The sequence below is a fragment of the Saprospira grandis genome, from assembly GCF_027594745.1.
In the GTDB taxonomy this organism is placed as follows: domain Bacteria; phylum Bacteroidota; class Bacteroidia; order Chitinophagales; family Saprospiraceae; genus Saprospira; species Saprospira grandis.
In genome coordinates this window covers 439,318-455,546 of sequence record NZ_CP110854.1, presented here as the reverse complement: position 1 = coordinate 455,546, position 16,229 = coordinate 439,318, and the positions used below count along the sequence as shown (strand labels likewise).

Below are 16,229 nucleotides of genomic sequence, written 5' to 3'. Positions count from 1 at the left end.
AGGAGAAGCCCTCCGACAAATGGATTCTTCCGATTATGCCTTCTATGTCGTAATCACCGAAGACCAAGTCTTTAATGACCGTGGCTTCCCCGAAATGGCCGTCATGAGAACGATCCTCCCCGATGCAGCAGGAGAACAATACGCTCAACCTTGGTCGGCTGGCCAACAGTTTAGCTATTCCGGAAGCTGGGTCTACAACCAAGGTACACTCAACCCCGCCAACCTCCAAGCTGTCGCCTTTATTCAGGATAATGCCAGTAAACAGGTCCTCCAAGTAGCCACTACCCGAGACCTCACGGTTTATCCACCCACTGGCGTACTCAATGAGGAGGCTATCCAGTCTATCGGCGAGGAACTAGACGGCATTACGCTCTATCCGAACCCCGCTACCGAGGCCTTCCAAGTAGACTTTACTAAAGGCCTTAGCGAGGATTGCCAATGGCAGCTAATCGATGTGCTTGGCCGCGTTCTTCAAGAGGGAACCGCCGCAGCTGGCAGCCAGACAATTCAGGTCCAAACGCCTAACCTCAGCGAGGGAACTTACTTCTTTGTACTGAAAAATGGACAAGCTATGGCCCAACGCCAAGTAGTCATCGTTCGTCCTTAAACCAATTTTGATACTTTGATTTTTACTGGTCTAGCTCTTCTGGAGCTAGGCCTTTTTTATTTGGGGCTGCCCCTTCCGCCGGGTTGAAACCCAGCGCAAAGCGGTATCGCTTTGCGAAGCTATACAAAATGAGGGTTGAAACCCTCATGAATTATCGGGCGGGTCGGGCTGTTTCGCAGCTCGCTGTTCGCTCGGCCCTGCGCCGCCTTCGGCGGCTGGGTCTGGCCCTTCGGGCCACTGCTGTCCATCCCTCAGCCGCGGGCCTTCGGCCCTTTTTACTGTAGGTTGAAACCTACAGCCAGATGGTATTGCTGCGCAATGATAGATGAATGAGGGGAAAACGGAACGGAATGAATAGAAGGGCCAAAGAAGAATGCCAAGAGTAAAAAGACCGTGGAGCAGCAAAGGCCAAATGAAAGCCCTGCCACTTCTATCCTTTACGTTAATTTCTTGCTATTTTGCCTTATTTTTCTCAGCCATAGTTACGGCTTTGACTAGCCTGAAATTTTTATCAAAGGATGGCCGAAGCGCAGGACTTCCATTCGGCCTAGCGATGTGCAGCAGTGCGGCGCAGCCGCAGACCAAGGCCGTTAGGCCGCAGGGCCGAGCAGACCTGCGAGCTGCGAAACGTAGCGCCGCAAGGCCGCAGGCCGCAGCGGAGGCCCCAAAACAAAAAAAAGCCCCAAACTTTCGTTCAGGGCGCTAGATGTTAAAACAATATAAGGCAAAAAAGAGAGGCTATTTTGACTGCTGACAACGACTATCTCGGATTGCTTTTTCCCAGTTTTTTGCTGGTGCTAAGAGCACCCTAGCACTATCTGCTAATTGTTTAATCTCTTCTGCAGATAATTCCTTGAAAGGATCTAGTCGCTGAAAAGCTTTGTCTCCCAAGAACTTAGTCCAAACGTTTTTGATAAAATCGTTCATAGAAAGGTAGTCTTCATTGGGGCTTATCTCATCTATTTTAGACAGAAAATAGTCTTCTAATAGAGGAATTTTTAACCCACTTCTCGTTGATGCTGAAAAAAGGCTGTGAATATGGGCCTTCCATTGCTTTTTGCTTAGGCAGTAGTTTCTAATATTAGGATCACTGATGCTAGGTTGTAGTTTTTCAAACCAGACTTTAATCTCTTCTTTAAGTTGTATAACAACTACTTCTCGGCGTACGCTAGTATGCCGTAGTTTAGCATCAAAGCAGCTATACAGCCAGTCTATAGGATAGAGTTCCTGAGGAGCAGGAGGGTAGCCGTTTATCCAGCGCTGTTTTTTTACGTCATAAAATTCTTGACAAAAGAGCTCTTTCCTAAAACTTGAAGAAAGGGATAGCTCCGTGTGAATTTTAGCGCTCAACTCATCTATTGAGTAGTGTTTGCTACTATCTAATTGATTGGCCAATTGTTGAATCAGTTGTTTTCTAATAAGAGGATGCCCTGTATTTCCTTGTTTTAAAAACGCTATTAACTCCTTAGCTGAAATAGAGTATTTAAAGGCGGGGTCTAAATGCAGTTGCTCCTCTAAAGAAGCCATATTGAATAATTGGTTTAGGATTCTACTTTCACCATAGTTAAGGAGGTCATAGAATCTAGTAAGTTCTGCTAGGTAGGTAGAGTCGGCTTCTTTTTTCTCCCTCCACTCTTCTGTGGTCAAAAAGTCATCTTTGGCCAAGGATTGGTTCAAAATGGGTTCTAGTTGGCTAGGCGAAAGGACATAAGGAGCAATGCTAGACTCAATAAAGTCCGATTTAGCACTATATTTTTCAATCTTTTCTATGGTATTATAACGCTCAAAAATTTGGGCCAATTCTTCTAAAAATAGACTGGGTGGCTTGTTGTCTGCCTGCTTTACTAAGGCCTTAATTTCTCTCGAAATTAGGCGACAAACTTTGAGCTTTTTACCTTGATAAAAGTTAAAATAAAGATCATTGAGGTATAAGGTTTCCTCCCATTGGTCCTTCTTAATACTATTTTTTAGGCTTCTTGCCTTATCGGCTACCGCTATCGCATTTAGGGCAAATTCCAAACAAAAATCAATTTTTGGAATAGCGGCCTCTGTGCTCATTCTTTCTTTACTACTATAGTCCTTAGTTCTACATTCTGCTTTGTTTTCTTGCAGCTCAATGGGAGCGAAAAGTCCCGTGAAAAGGACCAAAAAAGTCATAAGGGTGTTCATTGGTTTATTTTTTAATTACATAAAGTTAGCAACCTTTTTTGTAAACTTAAAAAAAAGAGGGGTGATTTTTTGGATTGCCCCGCCTTGCAGGCCGCAGCGGAGGCCCCAAAACAAAAAAAGCCAACTGAAAACAGCTGGCTTTTTGAATCTTAGGCGCAAAAGACTAAGGATTGTACTTGCTAATGCGTTCTGTGCGGATAATATGACGGTTTTCATCAAGCATCCGAAGCATGTAAATGCCGCCGTTGAGGCTGCTGACATCAAATTTGTCTTGCTGCCCATTGACCTGAAATTGCAACACTTTGCGGCCCACCACATTGTAAATCTCTAAATACTTGACCTGCTCTTGGGCATCTCGAAGCATGAGATGCTCTACCACTGGATTGGGGTAAACCGTAGGCTTTTCGGCCTTGGGCTGATACATTTTTTGTGCCGAGCGCTCATTTTTGGCCGAGGCAGAAAACAAAATGCGTTCGGCATCCTGCTTGAGCCCTTTTTCATAAATCTTGAGCTCTAAATTGCCAATTCCCTCCTTTCCATTAGGACGAAAATTGACCCGAAAATTAGAAACCTCTTCCTTGGGGCCCAACACCAATTGCTTTTTTTGGACCAAAGAGGAGTAACATTGTCGGTCGCAAACCGCTACCTCCCAGCCCTCGGGGCAGAGATTGCGGCTTTGTTCCCAAACCAAGGTGATTTTGCGATTGCTTTCATTTTTTAGGCTAATCCGGGGCCCTATTTCCGCCTGGCAGTCGCCCTGAAGACTGGCATAATCCGCCGAGACCGAAAAGTTTTGGGCCGAAAGAAAGACCGTGAAAAAAAGAAAACAAAAAAGATGTATAGTTTGCTGCATAAGCGGGGGGTTGAGTTGGATGAATTTTGGTTGATTTTTAGCCTAAATTGGGCCAAAGAAATCTATTGGCCGCAAAAAGACTGAATTTTCATTTAATATACAATTTATCCCCATAAAATTCCCTGCTATAGCCCCGCTTTTAACGATTTGATCACTTTCCCGAAAGCTTAGGCTAAAAAAAGCCCCTTTGCTTCTGGCAAAGGGGCTTTAAATGGTGGCGCTTAACGCTTGTCGTACTCCAAAAAGATGGGCACAATATAGCGCTCTGTAGAAGTGGCCGAAAACTCAATTTCATTATCCTTAAACTCAATATTGTGGTTGCCCACAATCTTCTCCTGATGGGCCGCATAAAAGCGCTGGAAAAGGTTCAGCTGCTCATCCTCTAGCTCATTGATTTCTTGGAGAAAACGCTCTGGGAGAATCTGTTTTTTCGAGAACAAAATACAAATGTAGTTCTTGGTTCCATGCGGGTCTACCTGAAAATGATCGCCTTTGTTTGTAGGGACTCTAAACTTTTTCTTTTCATCCTTAAAATATTGCTGATCGCCAGCCTGCGGATAAAGCAAGTGAAAACCGCGGTCCTCATCGCCTTCAAAGACATAAATAAAGCCTTTGCGCAAATTCGTGATTTCAAAGAAGTAGGCGGTTTCTGGCAAAAAGGTACCCTGTACCTTATATAGGTTTTGAAGCAATTGGACATTCGCTTTGCTCGCATTGATGTTAAACACCAATTCGCCCTCTTGGCCATATTTCTCCTTCAATTTTTTGAGGTACTTTTTGGTGGCATCGGCAGGAGGCGGAAACTTAATGTAGTTGCGAATATAAGTGGCGGTATAAAGCATCCGCTTGAGCTGTCCTCGGCTAAATTTGGTCCGACAACCTTGGCGAGGATTATCCGACATGATATTATCGACCATCGGCTTGTAAAATTTGCGATTGGCATCTTTTAAGGTACCTACATAATCACAACGATCATCAATAGAACGACGGTCCAAACCTGGGTCGGCCGGGGTGTCACAAACCTGATCACCCTCCGTTTGGCAGTTTTCTCCAGAAACCAATTCTTCACTACGCTGCCCATCAATAGGACCCGCAGTGGGGTAGAGGCCAAAAAAATGCCCCATCTGCCGCTTGAACGTGGTGCCATTACTGAGGGCCTTTTTTGTAATAAACAAGCGATTGACCGGCTTGGCCGAAGGCGGATGCGTATACCCCGAAAAACTATTGCGCTCGCCCTGCAGCTTGTTTACAATGTAAACGTTAATTACATTAGCCCGGTCATGTGGCCGACAAAGCTTTTCTTCATCAACTACCGGAAAGCGATAAAGGGCATCGTCCCGAATGTAGTTGTAGTCCTCTAAAGGCAAAAAACGAATGTTGGCCTTCAAAAAACTTTTGTTGAGCTCCCGTACAGCTGCCTGTACCTCGGCAATCTCACAACCATTACTGCCGTCACTCTTGGCCACAATATGAATCTTGAGCGGAAACTCTAATAAACCCCGACTTACACTGTCGTTAAACTGCTCTATGGCCATTACATGCCCCTTCATAAACTCAAGCTGCTCCTCATTGTAGGTCGTCCCAGATAGCTTCTTCCCGAAACCACCAAAACCACCACTCCGAGGACGTTGGGCCATTAAACTCGTGCTGAGCAAAAAAATAAAAAATAGTAAACTGAACTGAGCTTGCCTCATAATAAAAAAGTTGTAGTTTAAATTAGGAATTCATACAGAGGACTACAAAACTAAGGCCTAGCTAGCGTTTTTACCAAGGACTAGGCAAATTTTATAAGGCTAAGCCCATTATTTCACAAGCGAATCTGATAAGTTAAGCGTCTTAAATGCAATAAAAATTAGGAATACTTCTTTGTGCGCTTGCTTAATTCTGCAAAACTCAATATATTCGACTCGTTAAAGCAAATACAATACATTAACCTGCCAATACATACTACCTTATGAAAACGAAATTAAAAGTTGGAGTTTTATCTGAATTGACTAAAGCCGCTTACGAAAAAGAATTTAAGCGCCTGAGCAAAGCCGCTTTTACTCAAGCCAATAGCGAAGATACCGCTGTCACACTTTACGTAAAACGTGAGCACAAATTTGCCTGCGGTGCCACTGGCCCCCTTATGCTCATTGCTAAACTAGATGCGCAATGGAAAAAACAAGCCAAGGAAGACCTCAAAGGCGATAAGAAAATGGTCATGATCGCTAAGGCTTTTGTTCAGGAAGGCGAAAATGGCGCTACCCTAGAAGTAAGCCCCATCAAAGGAAATGCCCCCCTAGCCAAAATCGCTAAGGAAGCTAAGGCTATCCTCAAAAAAGCAAAGTTGACCCTCAACGAATTTGTAGCCGGTTCTGCCGCCGCTGAAGTTACTTCTGCCGCCGGTGCTGCCGAAGAAGAGCAAGAAGGCAAGCAAGAAACTGCACAAACAGAAGAACCCAAGGCCAAAGAAGAAGCCAAAACAACAGAGGATAGCGCTTCTGATGATACCGCCTCTGCTGGCCCCGAAAGCACTACAATCGACCCCCAACTAGAGAAGAAAAAAGCAAAAGCCCGCCAAGTGATGGCCAAAATGCTAGAGAATCTTCAGAAAATCGAAAGCAAGCTTCAAAAATAATCCCTGCTTTTATCCCTCTAGCCCTTTTCGGCTAGAGCATCTTATCTATTCAACCTAATTTAACTTTTGAAGCATGGCTAACGTAGAAAAACTACAACAACTGCTCGGAAAATATCAAGATCAGCTTAAAACACTCAAAGAGCTGTTCATGGCCGATGGCAAAATCGACGATAAAGAACAAGCTACACTAACCCAAATTGAAGAACTGATTAGCTCTATCGGAGCATCTATCGGCTCTGCTGTAGAAGGCGCATCCGCCGCCGCAGCAACTCCCGCTAGCGTCAGCTCTATCTCTGGATCTGTCGGTAAAGGCGGAGATAATAAACTAGAAGATGTAAAATTGGTCCAAGAACTACTCAACAAAAAAGGCCAAAACCTTACTGTTGATGGAGACTGTGGCGGAAAAACAATCGCCGCTATCGAGGCTTTCCAACAAAGCGAGTTCGGCTGGAAAGATGGCCGTATCGATCCAGGCGGGAAAAGCTGGGGCGCACTCTCTAGCGGAGCTAGCACAAGCACTAATGACGCAAGCACCGAAGAAGGAGGCAATACAGAAAATACAAGCAGCGAAGAGGGCGCTACTGAAGATACTTCATCTACCGATGATAGCAGCTCTGCTAGCTCCGATGCCGCCGCTTCTGGCGAGGTAGAAGAGGCCCTAGCTGCCAATTCTAAAATCTCTGCCTCTGTAGGCGCAGGTGGAAAAAATCAAGCGGAAGATGTGCTCCGCGTAAAACAACTCCTCAATAAATTTGGCCACAAATTAACCGAGGACGGAAATGCCGATGCCGCACTTACCGCAGCAATCAAAGATTTCCAAACTAAATATCGCGGAAGTAGCAAACCCGATGGCCGCGTAGACGCTGGCGGACGTACCTGGGGCTCTCTGCTCGGTATGGGCCGTATCCAAGGCCACCTAGAGGCTTTGTCTAAACAGTATGGCGTAGAACCCGCCGTCATTATGGCGATCCAAACTGTCGAGTCTGGCGGAAATGGCTTCTTCTCTGATGGCCGACCCAAAATCCTCTTTGAAGGACATATTTTCTGGAAGGAACTCAAGAAAGCAGGTAAAGATCCTAATGCGCTCCGCTCTGGAAACGAAAATATTATCTACCCCAAATGGGATAGTAGCCAGTACGCCGGAGGTACCAAAGAGTATGATCGCCTCGCTAGAGCCGAAAAAATTCATAAGGAAGCCGCCTATAAAGCCACCTCTTGGGGCGAGTTCCAAATTATGGGCTTTAACCACTCTACCGTAGGATATAGCGATGTTTTCTCTTTCGTGGAAGCCATGAAAGTACCCAATGGCGCTTCTCTCAAAGCCGTTATGGAGTTTGTGAAAAACAATAATCTTCTCCGTCACGTACAAGGAAGTAGCAAGGATTGGGCAGCTTTTGCCAAAGGCTATAATGGCCCCGGCTATGCCAAAAACCAATATGATAAGAAGTTGGCCTCGGCCTTCGCTCGCTTCCAAAATGTATAGCAGCCAGTAGTTCTGATCATCCAAATATTAACGTCTCGTTCCTTTTTAGGTGCGAGGCGTTTTTTGTTTTGGGGCCCGCGGCCAGCTTCGCTGGCCGCCGCTATGCTGCGGGGCTCGCAGGTCTGCTCGGCCCTTCGGGCTTCGCCCTCGGTCTGGCCTAACGGCCACCCGCTCCGCAGCGCTGGGCCGCTCATCAGCCTTCTTTGCCCAAAAAGAACATCTCTGGCCGTCTGATTTTTACTTTTTTTTAGGCCCAGCAAAAAAAAATGCTCTCCAAGGCCTAACCTTAGCCAAAGTAGGGCATAAAAAATAAAAATGAAATACCTCTTCTTCCTTTGCCTGCTTTGGTCGCCTAGTCCCTACGCAAAAAAATATGGCCAGAATTACCAAAAAGCAATCGCCTTTTTGCAGCAGCACCAAAGCCTTTTGGAGCAAACCGCCAAGGAGTTGTCCATAGAACCCGCTGCCCTAAAGGCAGTGGTTTTTCCCGAACTCCTCCGCTATAACCAATTAAAAGATATGCTAGAAACCGAGGCCCTAGAACAAGCTTACCTCCGTGGACTAGCTGTCGATTTCTCTATCGGCCCTTTTCAAATGAAACCCTCTTTTGCCCAAACCCTAGAAGATAGCCTGGACTTAGCCATAGATAGAAGCCCTAAGGCCCGCTTGGCCCGCCTCAAAACCCTAGAGGGCCAAATTTTTTACCTAAAGTGCTTTTTGCAAATCTGCCAAAAAGAAAAATGTCCCCCCAACTGGAGCCCCCTAGAGCTTTGGAGCTGTAAATATAATTCTGGCCTAAATAAATCATTAGAAGAACTCAGCTATTGGCGGAAGCAAAAGGCATTTCCCTATGGCCCAAAACTAAGTCCCGATATCCAAGATAATTATAGCGATATCGCCCTAGATTACTACCAACAATTTGGACCAAAATAAGAAGTAAGGCCCGAAGGGCCTCATGGCCTAGGGATGGTAACTGGGGCGGCGAAGCCGCAGACCCAGCAAAAAAAGCTTCGCTTTTTTTGCGCAGGGCCGAGCGAACAGCGAGCCAGTGCACAGCCCGGCCGCCATAGGCGGCAGGCCCCAAAAAATAATCAACAGAAAAAAAAGAAGCCATGAAAACAAAAATCTATTTGGCCGCTCTGGCCCTGCTAAGCCTAATGGCTTGCCAAGAAAAAAAGACAACTGAAGTCCTTGCTAGCAGCCAATGGGAAGCCCAACGCCCATTCGCCAATATTGATATTCCCTTTGAAGACTATGAAATTGATGCAGATCGAGATACCGTTTTAGCCTTGCCTCAAGGCGGTGCATTTTATTTTAAAGGTGGGGCCCTGCGCAATGAAAATGGAGATCGCATTAGCGGAAAAATTAGCTTGAAGTACCGCATTTTTCATGATGCGCCCAGCGCTTTTTTGGCCGCTATGCCCATGAGTTACGAGGCCCAAGGTGAAAAAAGATATATGGCCACTGCGGGCATGTTTGAGCTGCGAGCAGAACAAAATGGGAGCAAACTAAAGATGGCCGAAGCCATGAAAATTACTACCCCCTCTTTTCAAAAAGAAGGAAATTATAGCTTCTTTCATCTGAAAGATGAAGATGGAAAATGGGAATATTTGGACCAAGAATATGAAATAGTAGAAAATAAGAGCAAGCAAAAAGCCCTCAAAAAAGTAAATTATAAGGCCCAAAGTCTGCTTAAAATGCCCCTAGAGGCTAAGTATTTTTGCTTTGATTATTCGGCCATTTTAGATGCCACTTACAATAATGATTATGGCAAAATATATGAAAACCGAGAGAACCCTCTAGTAGGGCAGAAGGCCGAGCAGTACGGACTTTCTTGGCTAAATAGTCGCTGTTATAAGTATATTGATTATCAGGGAAGTTCGCAGCCTGCGGCCATGATGGTTTGGAAAAGATTGAGCGGGGGACGCTTCCCGGCTTGGGCCAAAGATAAAGACTTTGATGCCCTTGATTTGCAGCCCATTCGGGGCAATATTTATCAGCTTACCCTAAACTCTAATGATGGGACCGAAGAGTGGAGCGGTCGAATAGAGGCTGTCATGCCTTTGATGCAGTTGTATCGCTATAGCCCTCAGAGTTGGGCCAAAAATTATGAGAAAAATATGGCCGAAATTGAGGTAGAAATGCAACGCCTCAGCCAAGAGGCCGACCTTTTTCGCAGTTTTGAAATTAGCGACTTTGGCATTTATAATTATGACCGTTTTTTGAAGTGGGATGAAGCCCTGCCTGTGGTGGCCCAGTTTGAAATAGAAGGCGGAGAGCTACCCACTAGTTTTAGTTTGGACAAAGTATTTTGTTTTCCTCTAAATGAGGCCAGCCTAATTGATTTGCCAGCAAGAGACTGGAATAAGCTCCGCATATCTCCCGATCGTCCGCTCCGCTTTTTGGCCGTTTTGCCCAATGAGCAAGTTGCACTCTTCGATTTAGATGATTTTGCGGCTATAGATTGGAGTGAAATCAAGGACCGCCCAGCGGACCAACCTTATACGATTGTCTTACGGGCCCAGCCAGGGCAGATCAAAACAGCCGAAGAGGTACAACAGCTATTTGCGCCCAAAATGGCTGCCCGCTAGGGCTGATAAGCAGAAAGCTGCTGCCCAATTTTAGCTTTCTTTTGTAGTGTAATTTCAATCTGGGCCATATTTTCGGGCTGCCAGTCCCGCAAACGATGGCGTTCTTCTTGTAGCTTTTGATGCAAGTTGTGCTGATGCAAATGAGCCAAGTTATTGAGCTGCTCCTTATGTTTTTTCTGTAATTGTTTAGCCTCTTCTTCCAGTGCTTGGTAGAGGGGGCTTCTTTCTTCTAAAACAAGCTGCATTTCCTGACTAAAACGCTGCTGCGCTTGGCGTACTTGCTGTCGCTTTTCTTGATACCGCTGCCGTATATTTTGGGCTTTTTGGGCCAAAAAGGCATCTTGGGCCTGCCGTTGTAGGTTGGCTTTTCTTTTGGCAAACTTAGGAACGGCCAAGCGGGCTTTAGTTTCTAGCTCTTCTCGTTCTTTGGCATAAAACTTATCAATGCGTTTTAGCTCTTGCTCCATCAGCCGCTCTTCTTTCTGGCAAGCTTGCAACCAGAGCATAAAACGGTGGGCTAGGTTAACATCATTCTGGCTGAAGTCTGATAGATTCAAAACGCGGCCATCCCTAAAGATAAATTGGGCCTTAGGAATATTGATGTCATCTAGCTGGCCCATAGCGTGAAAGCCGGCCTCATTGAGTTTAAGGATGAGGCTGAAGCCATCTCGAGCGCTTAGGTGCAAATGCTGCTTATAGCCAGCTTTGAGATTTTTGAATCGGCTGAGGCTATTGTGTTGGGCCTGTATATCTTGCTTTTGGCGATCTTGCAGTAGTTCTCTTTGCTCCTCAATATAAGAGAAGAATCGCTTTTCTTCGGCGGCTAGGCGCTCAAAGGCAAGGCGTTTTTCTGCTTGGGCCATGGCCTTAAATTGATGAAATTCTTGGCCCAGCTCTTCTTGTTGTGCAGCTAGGAGTTCGTTTTGCTCGGCTTTGCGTAAGATCTCTAGGGCCGACTTAAAATCATGGGCCGCAGTCAGTTCGGGCAGTTCTGTTTGTAGCTGGACCAGAATAGGCGCCATAATCTTGGCCTCATGGGCTTGTTCCTGGGCCAGCAATTCATCAAAGGCTAGGTCTAGCCGTTGGAGCCCCTCCAAATAACTCAGCTTGATGGCATTACTTTCTGTTTCTAGGGCTTGAAAACTGGGCAGCTCCGTTTTTAAGAACTCTAGTAACTTTATTTTGGACTTTTCTAGCTTAGCGTCCCATTGGTCCAGTTCGTCTTGCAGCTTTTGCGCCCTGTTTTTTACTTTTCTCCACTTGAAGCGTTTGGGGTGGACAAGCTGCTGGATCCCCCGAATAATAACGGGAAAAATAAGAATGGGGAAGGCAAAAAAGCCTTGAATGATCAGCATGATTTGCCAGTAGGGGTACTGCAGTAGGTCCTTGCTCATCCAGTTATAAATTGCTGGAAAGCTGTTGAGCAGGGCGACGGCTGTGGCTAGGGTAGCGATTAGGCTCAGAATAAAATTCCCCCAGCTATCCATATTGATCTCTAGATTGATTTGCTGTACTGACTTAGGGTATGACAGCTGCGGCATTTTCCAAGCCAAGGCCATTTGATAGTCTTGGGGCAGGTAGTCGCTCCATTTTTTTTCTTCCTTTTCTAAGGGCGGCAAAATATCGGAGGGGCGGCGCAGCCGCTTAAACTGCAGGCCCTGTTGCAGCAGCATTTGCTGAAAGCGCTGTTTGAGTTCGGGGTCTTTTAGTTCTTCGAGCAAGGCCCAGCACCATTCTTCGGCTAGGGGGCGGAGTTCGGGCAGATTGTGGCCATCTACAAAACTTCTAATAAATAGGCTTTGTAGGGCATCGGAAAACTGTAGAAAACCCTGATGGGGTGGGGGGATAATTTTAAATAGGCGTTGAGCTTCTGAATGATGGACAAACAAACCAGCCTCAATTTTTTGGTGCAGGCTCACGAGTTGCTCGTTGGGAGAGGCCGCGGAGGCGGCATAAGGATGAATGCCCAGCAGGAGCTTATAAAGAATGACGGCTAGGGCAAAATTATCCCAGCTGGGGGCAAAGCTTTTGGGTTTGTCGTCTTTGTAATATTCTGGGGCCGAGTATTCGGGAGTAGCCACAGGGGCCATAAATTTAAGTTTGCCATTTTCCTTTACCTGAATAGAGTCCATATCGACTAGGGCCAGTTGTCCGTTGCTTTGCAAAACAACATTTTCTGGCTTGAGATCCACTAAGACATAACGATCTGTTTGGTGGAGCCGATAAATGGCGAGGCTGAGATTAAAGGCTATGCGCAGTCTTAACTCTCGGCTATTTTTTTGGCCCAAGGCAAGGCGTTGCCAGCTGGCATTGAGCTTTTTGGGCAGCTTGGGCAGGCAGAGCAATTCCAGTTTTTTGCCCTGAACAAAAGGCATCACAAAGCCCAAAAAACGGCCATCTTGAGTAAGGAGGATATCTCTGGGCCAAACAAAGGTAGGCCATTGGCCGGCCCGCAATTCTTCTGGCGGATGCTTAATCAGTAGGTCGATTTTTTCTTCTCGCTCTTTTGTTCTTTTGGGGCGATGGTAGATTTTGGCCACAAGTCCTCTCCAATGAGAGGGGCTTTTGATGCGGTGCAGACTGCCTTCTCCGCCAGAGGCAAAGGGTTTTTCTTGGAGTTGGACCTTATCTTTGGTCGTTTTGGCATAGCAAATTAGGGACATAGCATAAAGGGATTGTGGCAGAAGAACAGGCAATCTACTGAAAAACTAGCTGATCTGCTAAGCCCAAAGCCCCTTTTTGGTCCAAATTTACGGTGGACAGGCGGCGAAGCCGCCGCAGGCTGAGGGGCTGTAGCAGGGCCGCCAAAGGCGGCAGACCTAGCGGGCAAAGCCCGCGCAGGGCCGAGCGAGCAGCGAGCTGCGGAATGGCCCGACCCGACCGTAGGGAGGGGCAGCCCCAAAAAAGCAGAATAGACAAAATATTTTTTATCTCTTTTAAATCCCCTACCTTTGGCCCGAACTTTCCGTTTTGTTTGGAAAAGGGGGCTAAGTCTGCTCCTCGATCTATGTTTTAAGAAAAAAAAGTCTGCCAAAAACGCATGAACTACAACTCTATACGGCTAGGCGTCTACCTAGCTTGCCTATTTTGCCTGAGCCAACCCTTATTGGCTCAAACCGATAGCCTGCCGAACAGTAATGCAGATACCAGTCTGCCCGTGATGGATTATGAACTGCCTCAAACCTATGAAATTGGAGGCATTAAGGTGGAAGGTTGCGAATATACCGACCCCAATGCCGTGATTGCCGTTTCGGGCCTGAAGGTGGGGGAGAGCATTAAGCTGCCCGGAGACGATATTGGTAAATCAATTCGTAAGCTTTGGAGCCAAGGGCTTTTTGTCGATGTACAGATTTTGCTCGAACGCCGTTTGGGAGAAGCCGTATTTCTTAAAATTGTCCTTAAGGAGTATCCTCGTTTTGCTCGACATGCCTACCGTGGCGTACGTAAAGGCTGGCAAGATGATTTGAATGAGTTGCTCAACCGCTATTTGCTCAAAGGGCGGGCCGCTACCAAAAGTATGAAGCGCAGTGCTGTGCGAGAAATTAAAGATTTCTTGGCCACCAAAGGCTATCCCGATGCTAGCGTTACCGTAGAAGAAGAGGAAGATATCGTTTTGAAAAATAGTATCCGCTGGGTCTTTAATGTGGATCGAGGGAAGCGGATTCGGATTCAAGATATTAACTTTGTGGGCAACGAAAAGGTCTCTGATGCCAAATTGCGCCGCCTACTGAAAGATACCAAACGGAAACGCCCCATTATGGGCATTTTTAAGCCCTCTAAGTATATTGAGTACGATTATAAGGCCGACAAAGAAAATGTTATGGCCTATTATAATAAGATCGGTTTGCGAGATGCTAAAATTGTTCGCGATTCGGTCTATATCGTAGAAATTCCCAAGAAAAACGGAAAAGTCAAAAAGGCGATCCAAATTGATATGCACATTGATGAGGGGACCACTTACTATTTTGGCGACATTAAGTTTAGAGGAAACAGCTCTTATTCTGATGAGGTTCTGGGCCGCATCCTAGGCATTCGCAGAGGAGAGGTCTATAATGAAGAGCTTTTGCAGAGCCGCATTAGCTTTGACCGCAACGGCCGCGATTTGAGTACGCTCTATATGGATAATGGCTACCTCTTTTTTCAGGCCAATCCCGTAGAAAAAGGCGTGAAAAATGATACCGTAGATATCGAAATTCGCATCCAAGAAGGGCCTGTCGCTACTATTGACCGCGTAATTATTAAGGGGAACGACCGTACGCATGAGCATGTGATCCGCCGAGAACTACGCACCTTGCCCGGCGCTAAGTTTAGCCGCTCAGATATTATGCGTTCTCAACGTGAGTTGATGGCCCTCAACTACTTTAACCCCGAGGCCATGGGCATCAATACGCCTGTAAATCCGCAACGGGGAACTGTAGATATTGAGTATACCGTAGAAGAACGTCCTTCTGACCAATTGGAACTCTCCGCAGGTTGGGGAGGCTATGGCCGTGGACTAATCGGTACGCTTGGGGTCACCTTTAACAACTTTTCTTTGCGCAATCTCTTTAAGGCAGAAGCCTGGAACCCTCTACCACAGGGAGATGGACAGCGCCTAAGCTTGCGTATTCAAACAAACGGACGCTATTTTCAGTCCTATAACTTCTCTTTTACCGAACCTTGGCTAGGCGGCAAAAAGCGTAATGCGCTTTCTGTTAGTGCCTATCACTCGAGATTCAATAATGGACAAACTCCAGAAAGTAGCAGTTTTCAACAGCTATTAATTACAGGGGTAACGGTGGGGCTAGGTACTCGCCTGCGCTGGCCCGATGATTATTTTGGTTACCAAATTGCTATGGAGTACCAAAATATGAACCTGCTCCGCCGCTACGACTTTACCATTCCTACCGGGGTCTTTAATGATCTTTCGATCCGCCAAACCCTCTCTCGGAATTCGGTCAATAACCCGCTTTTCCCCGAGTCAGGCTCTACTATCTCGCTCTCTATGAAGTTGACCTTCCCTTATTCTTTGGTCAATGGCTGGGATTATACCGATCCAGAACTTCCCGATACCGACCGTTTCCGTTGGGTAGAATATCATAAATGGGATTTTGAAAGCGCTTGGTATACCAGAATTGCCAAAAACTTGGTCATTAAGACGGAAGCCAAAATGGGCTTCTTGGGCAGCTATAATAAGGATGTGGGCTTGTCTCCCTTTGGTCGCTATGAGCTAGGTGGCGATGGTATTTCTAACTTTGTAGGCCTACAAGGAAAAGATATTATCTCGCTCCGTGGCTATCGCGATCCTGTAACAGATGTGTCTATTGCCAACCAAACAGGGGCGGCGGTCTACAATAAGTTTACGGCCGAATTGCGCTATTTGCTTTCGCCCAACCCCAATGCAACAATCTATGTTTTGGGCTTTGTACAGGGCGGAAATGCTTGGTCTAGCTTCCGTGAATACAATCCATTTATGCTCAAACGTTCAGTAGGAGCGGGCCTTCGGGTCTTCTTGCCGATGTTTGGTACCCTTGGTTTCGATTATGGTATTGGCTTCGATAAAAACCTACCCGCAGGCTCTTCGGTCTTCGATTATGGTTCGTTCAATATCGTTCTTGGCTTCGAGCCCAAGTAAATAATATTAAGCTTAGCTTAGGGAGCAGCAGTTTTCTGTATAGAGAACTGCTGCTATTTTTTTGGGGCTGCCCCTCCCTGCGGTCGGGTCGGGCTGTGCCGTGGCTCGCTGTTCGCTCGGCCCTGCGGCGCTTGCAGCGCCTTGGTCTGCGGCTGCGCCGCACCACTATCCATCCCTCAGCCATGCCAATCCTCTGCAAAAGCGGTATTCCTCGCTGCGCTCCTCATTCATCAATATGTCCCCGCCCACCCTCCCCTCTATGGGATTCCTTAGGGAACCCCTTCGGGAGGGC

Annotated in this window: 10 protein-coding genes; 6 read left to right on the top strand and 4 right to left on the bottom strand. The window is 46.5% G+C overall.

Annotated elements, in window-relative coordinates; translation table 11 throughout:
• Nucleotides 1-19 precede the first annotated feature (19 nt).
• Nucleotides 20-607 (top strand): T9SS type A sorting domain-containing protein, encoded by a 588-nt coding sequence (locus OP864_RS01720; protein WP_270099588.1) that lies wholly within the window; start codon nucleotides 20-22, stop codon nucleotides 605-607.
• 738 nt (nucleotides 608-1,345) lie between these two features.
• Here OP864_RS01720 and OP864_RS16950 read toward each other — a convergent pair.
• From OP864_RS16950 to OP864_RS01705, 3 genes are all read right to left on the bottom strand, one after another.
• Complete coding sequence (locus tag OP864_RS16950; protein WP_349294430.1) at nucleotides 1,346-2,776, bottom strand: hypothetical protein; 1,431 nt, start codon at nucleotides 2,774-2,776, stop codon at nucleotides 1,346-1,348.
• Nucleotides 2,777-2,939: 163 nt separating this feature from the next.
• Nucleotides 2,940-3,629, bottom strand: coding sequence for a T9SS type A sorting domain-containing protein (locus tag OP864_RS01710; RefSeq protein WP_270099587.1), 690 nt, complete (start codon nucleotides 3,627-3,629; stop codon nucleotides 2,940-2,942).
• A 221-nt stretch (nucleotides 3,630-3,850) separates the two neighbouring features.
• Nucleotides 3,851-5,323 (bottom strand): DUF4384 domain-containing protein, encoded by a 1,473-nt coding sequence (locus OP864_RS01705; protein WP_270099586.1) that lies wholly within the window; start codon nucleotides 5,321-5,323, stop codon nucleotides 3,851-3,853.
• Between the two features lie 260 nt (nucleotides 5,324-5,583).
• On the opposite strand from OP864_RS01705, the gene OP864_RS01700 reads away from it, so the two are divergent.
• From OP864_RS01700 to OP864_RS01685, 4 genes are all read left to right on the top strand, one after another.
• Nucleotides 5,584-6,249, top strand: a complete 666-nt coding sequence (locus tag OP864_RS01700) for a hypothetical protein (protein ID WP_270099585.1) — start codon at nucleotides 5,584-5,586, stop codon at nucleotides 6,247-6,249.
• Between the two features lie 73 nt (nucleotides 6,250-6,322).
• Nucleotides 6,323-7,732: an N-acetylmuramidase family protein gene (locus OP864_RS01695; RefSeq protein WP_270099584.1), complete on the top strand. Its 1,410-nt coding sequence runs from the start codon at nucleotides 6,323-6,325 to the stop codon at nucleotides 7,730-7,732.
• A 315-nt stretch (nucleotides 7,733-8,047) separates the two neighbouring features.
• Nucleotides 8,048-8,665 (top strand): hypothetical protein, encoded by a 618-nt coding sequence (locus OP864_RS01690; RefSeq protein ID WP_270099583.1) that lies wholly within the window; start codon nucleotides 8,048-8,050, stop codon nucleotides 8,663-8,665.
• Between the two features lie 179 nt (nucleotides 8,666-8,844).
• On the top strand, nucleotides 8,845-10,323 hold the full coding sequence (locus OP864_RS01685; RefSeq protein WP_270099582.1) for a hypothetical protein: 1,479 nt from the start codon (nucleotides 8,845-8,847) through the stop codon (nucleotides 10,321-10,323).
• Here the strand turns inward: OP864_RS01685 and OP864_RS01680 are convergent.
• Complete coding sequence (locus OP864_RS01680) at nucleotides 10,320-12,986, bottom strand: protein kinase domain-containing protein (protein WP_270099581.1); 2,667 nt, start codon at nucleotides 12,984-12,986, stop codon at nucleotides 10,320-10,322. The two genes, OP864_RS01685 and OP864_RS01680, sit on opposite strands and share 4 nt — an antisense overlap.
• Nucleotides 12,987-13,363: 377 nt before the next feature.
• Between OP864_RS01680 and bamA the strand changes: the two genes are divergently transcribed.
• Nucleotides 13,364-15,937 (top strand): outer membrane protein assembly factor BamA, encoded by a 2,574-nt coding sequence (gene bamA, locus OP864_RS01675; protein WP_270099580.1) that lies wholly within the window; start codon nucleotides 13,364-13,366, stop codon nucleotides 15,935-15,937.
• The last annotated feature ends 292 nt before the right edge of the window (nucleotides 15,938-16,229 follow it).

Bases quoted from the DNA above. Each gene is read 5' to 3' on its own strand.
- OP864_RS01720 (WP_270099588.1), top strand. From the start codon at position 20: ATGGATTCTTCCGATTATGCCTTCTATGTCGTAATCACCGAAGACCAA.
- OP864_RS01700 (WP_270099585.1), top strand. From the start codon at position 5,584: ATGAAAACGAAATTAAAAGTTGGAGTTTTATCTGAATTGACTAAAGCC.
- OP864_RS16950 (WP_349294430.1), bottom strand. From the start codon at position 2,776: ATGAACACCCTTATGACTTTTTTGGTCCTTTTCACGGGACTTTTCGCT.
- OP864_RS01705 (WP_270099586.1), bottom strand. From the start codon at position 5,323: ATGAGGCAAGCTCAGTTCAGTTTACTATTTTTTATTTTTTTGCTCAGC.
- OP864_RS01690 (WP_270099583.1), top strand. From the start codon at position 8,048: ATGAAATACCTCTTCTTCCTTTGCCTGCTTTGGTCGCCTAGTCCCTAC.
- bamA (WP_270099580.1), top strand. From the start codon at position 13,364: ATGAACTACAACTCTATACGGCTAGGCGTCTACCTAGCTTGCCTATTT.
- OP864_RS01680 (WP_270099581.1), bottom strand. From the start codon at position 12,986: ATGTCCCTAATTTGCTATGCCAAAACGACCAAAGATAAGGTCCAACTC.
- OP864_RS01695 (WP_270099584.1), top strand. From the start codon at position 6,323: ATGGCTAACGTAGAAAAACTACAACAACTGCTCGGAAAATATCAAGAT.
- OP864_RS01685 (WP_270099582.1), top strand. From the start codon at position 8,845: ATGAAAACAAAAATCTATTTGGCCGCTCTGGCCCTGCTAAGCCTAATG.
- OP864_RS01710 (WP_270099587.1), bottom strand. From the start codon at position 3,629: ATGCAGCAAACTATACATCTTTTTTGTTTTCTTTTTTTCACGGTCTTT.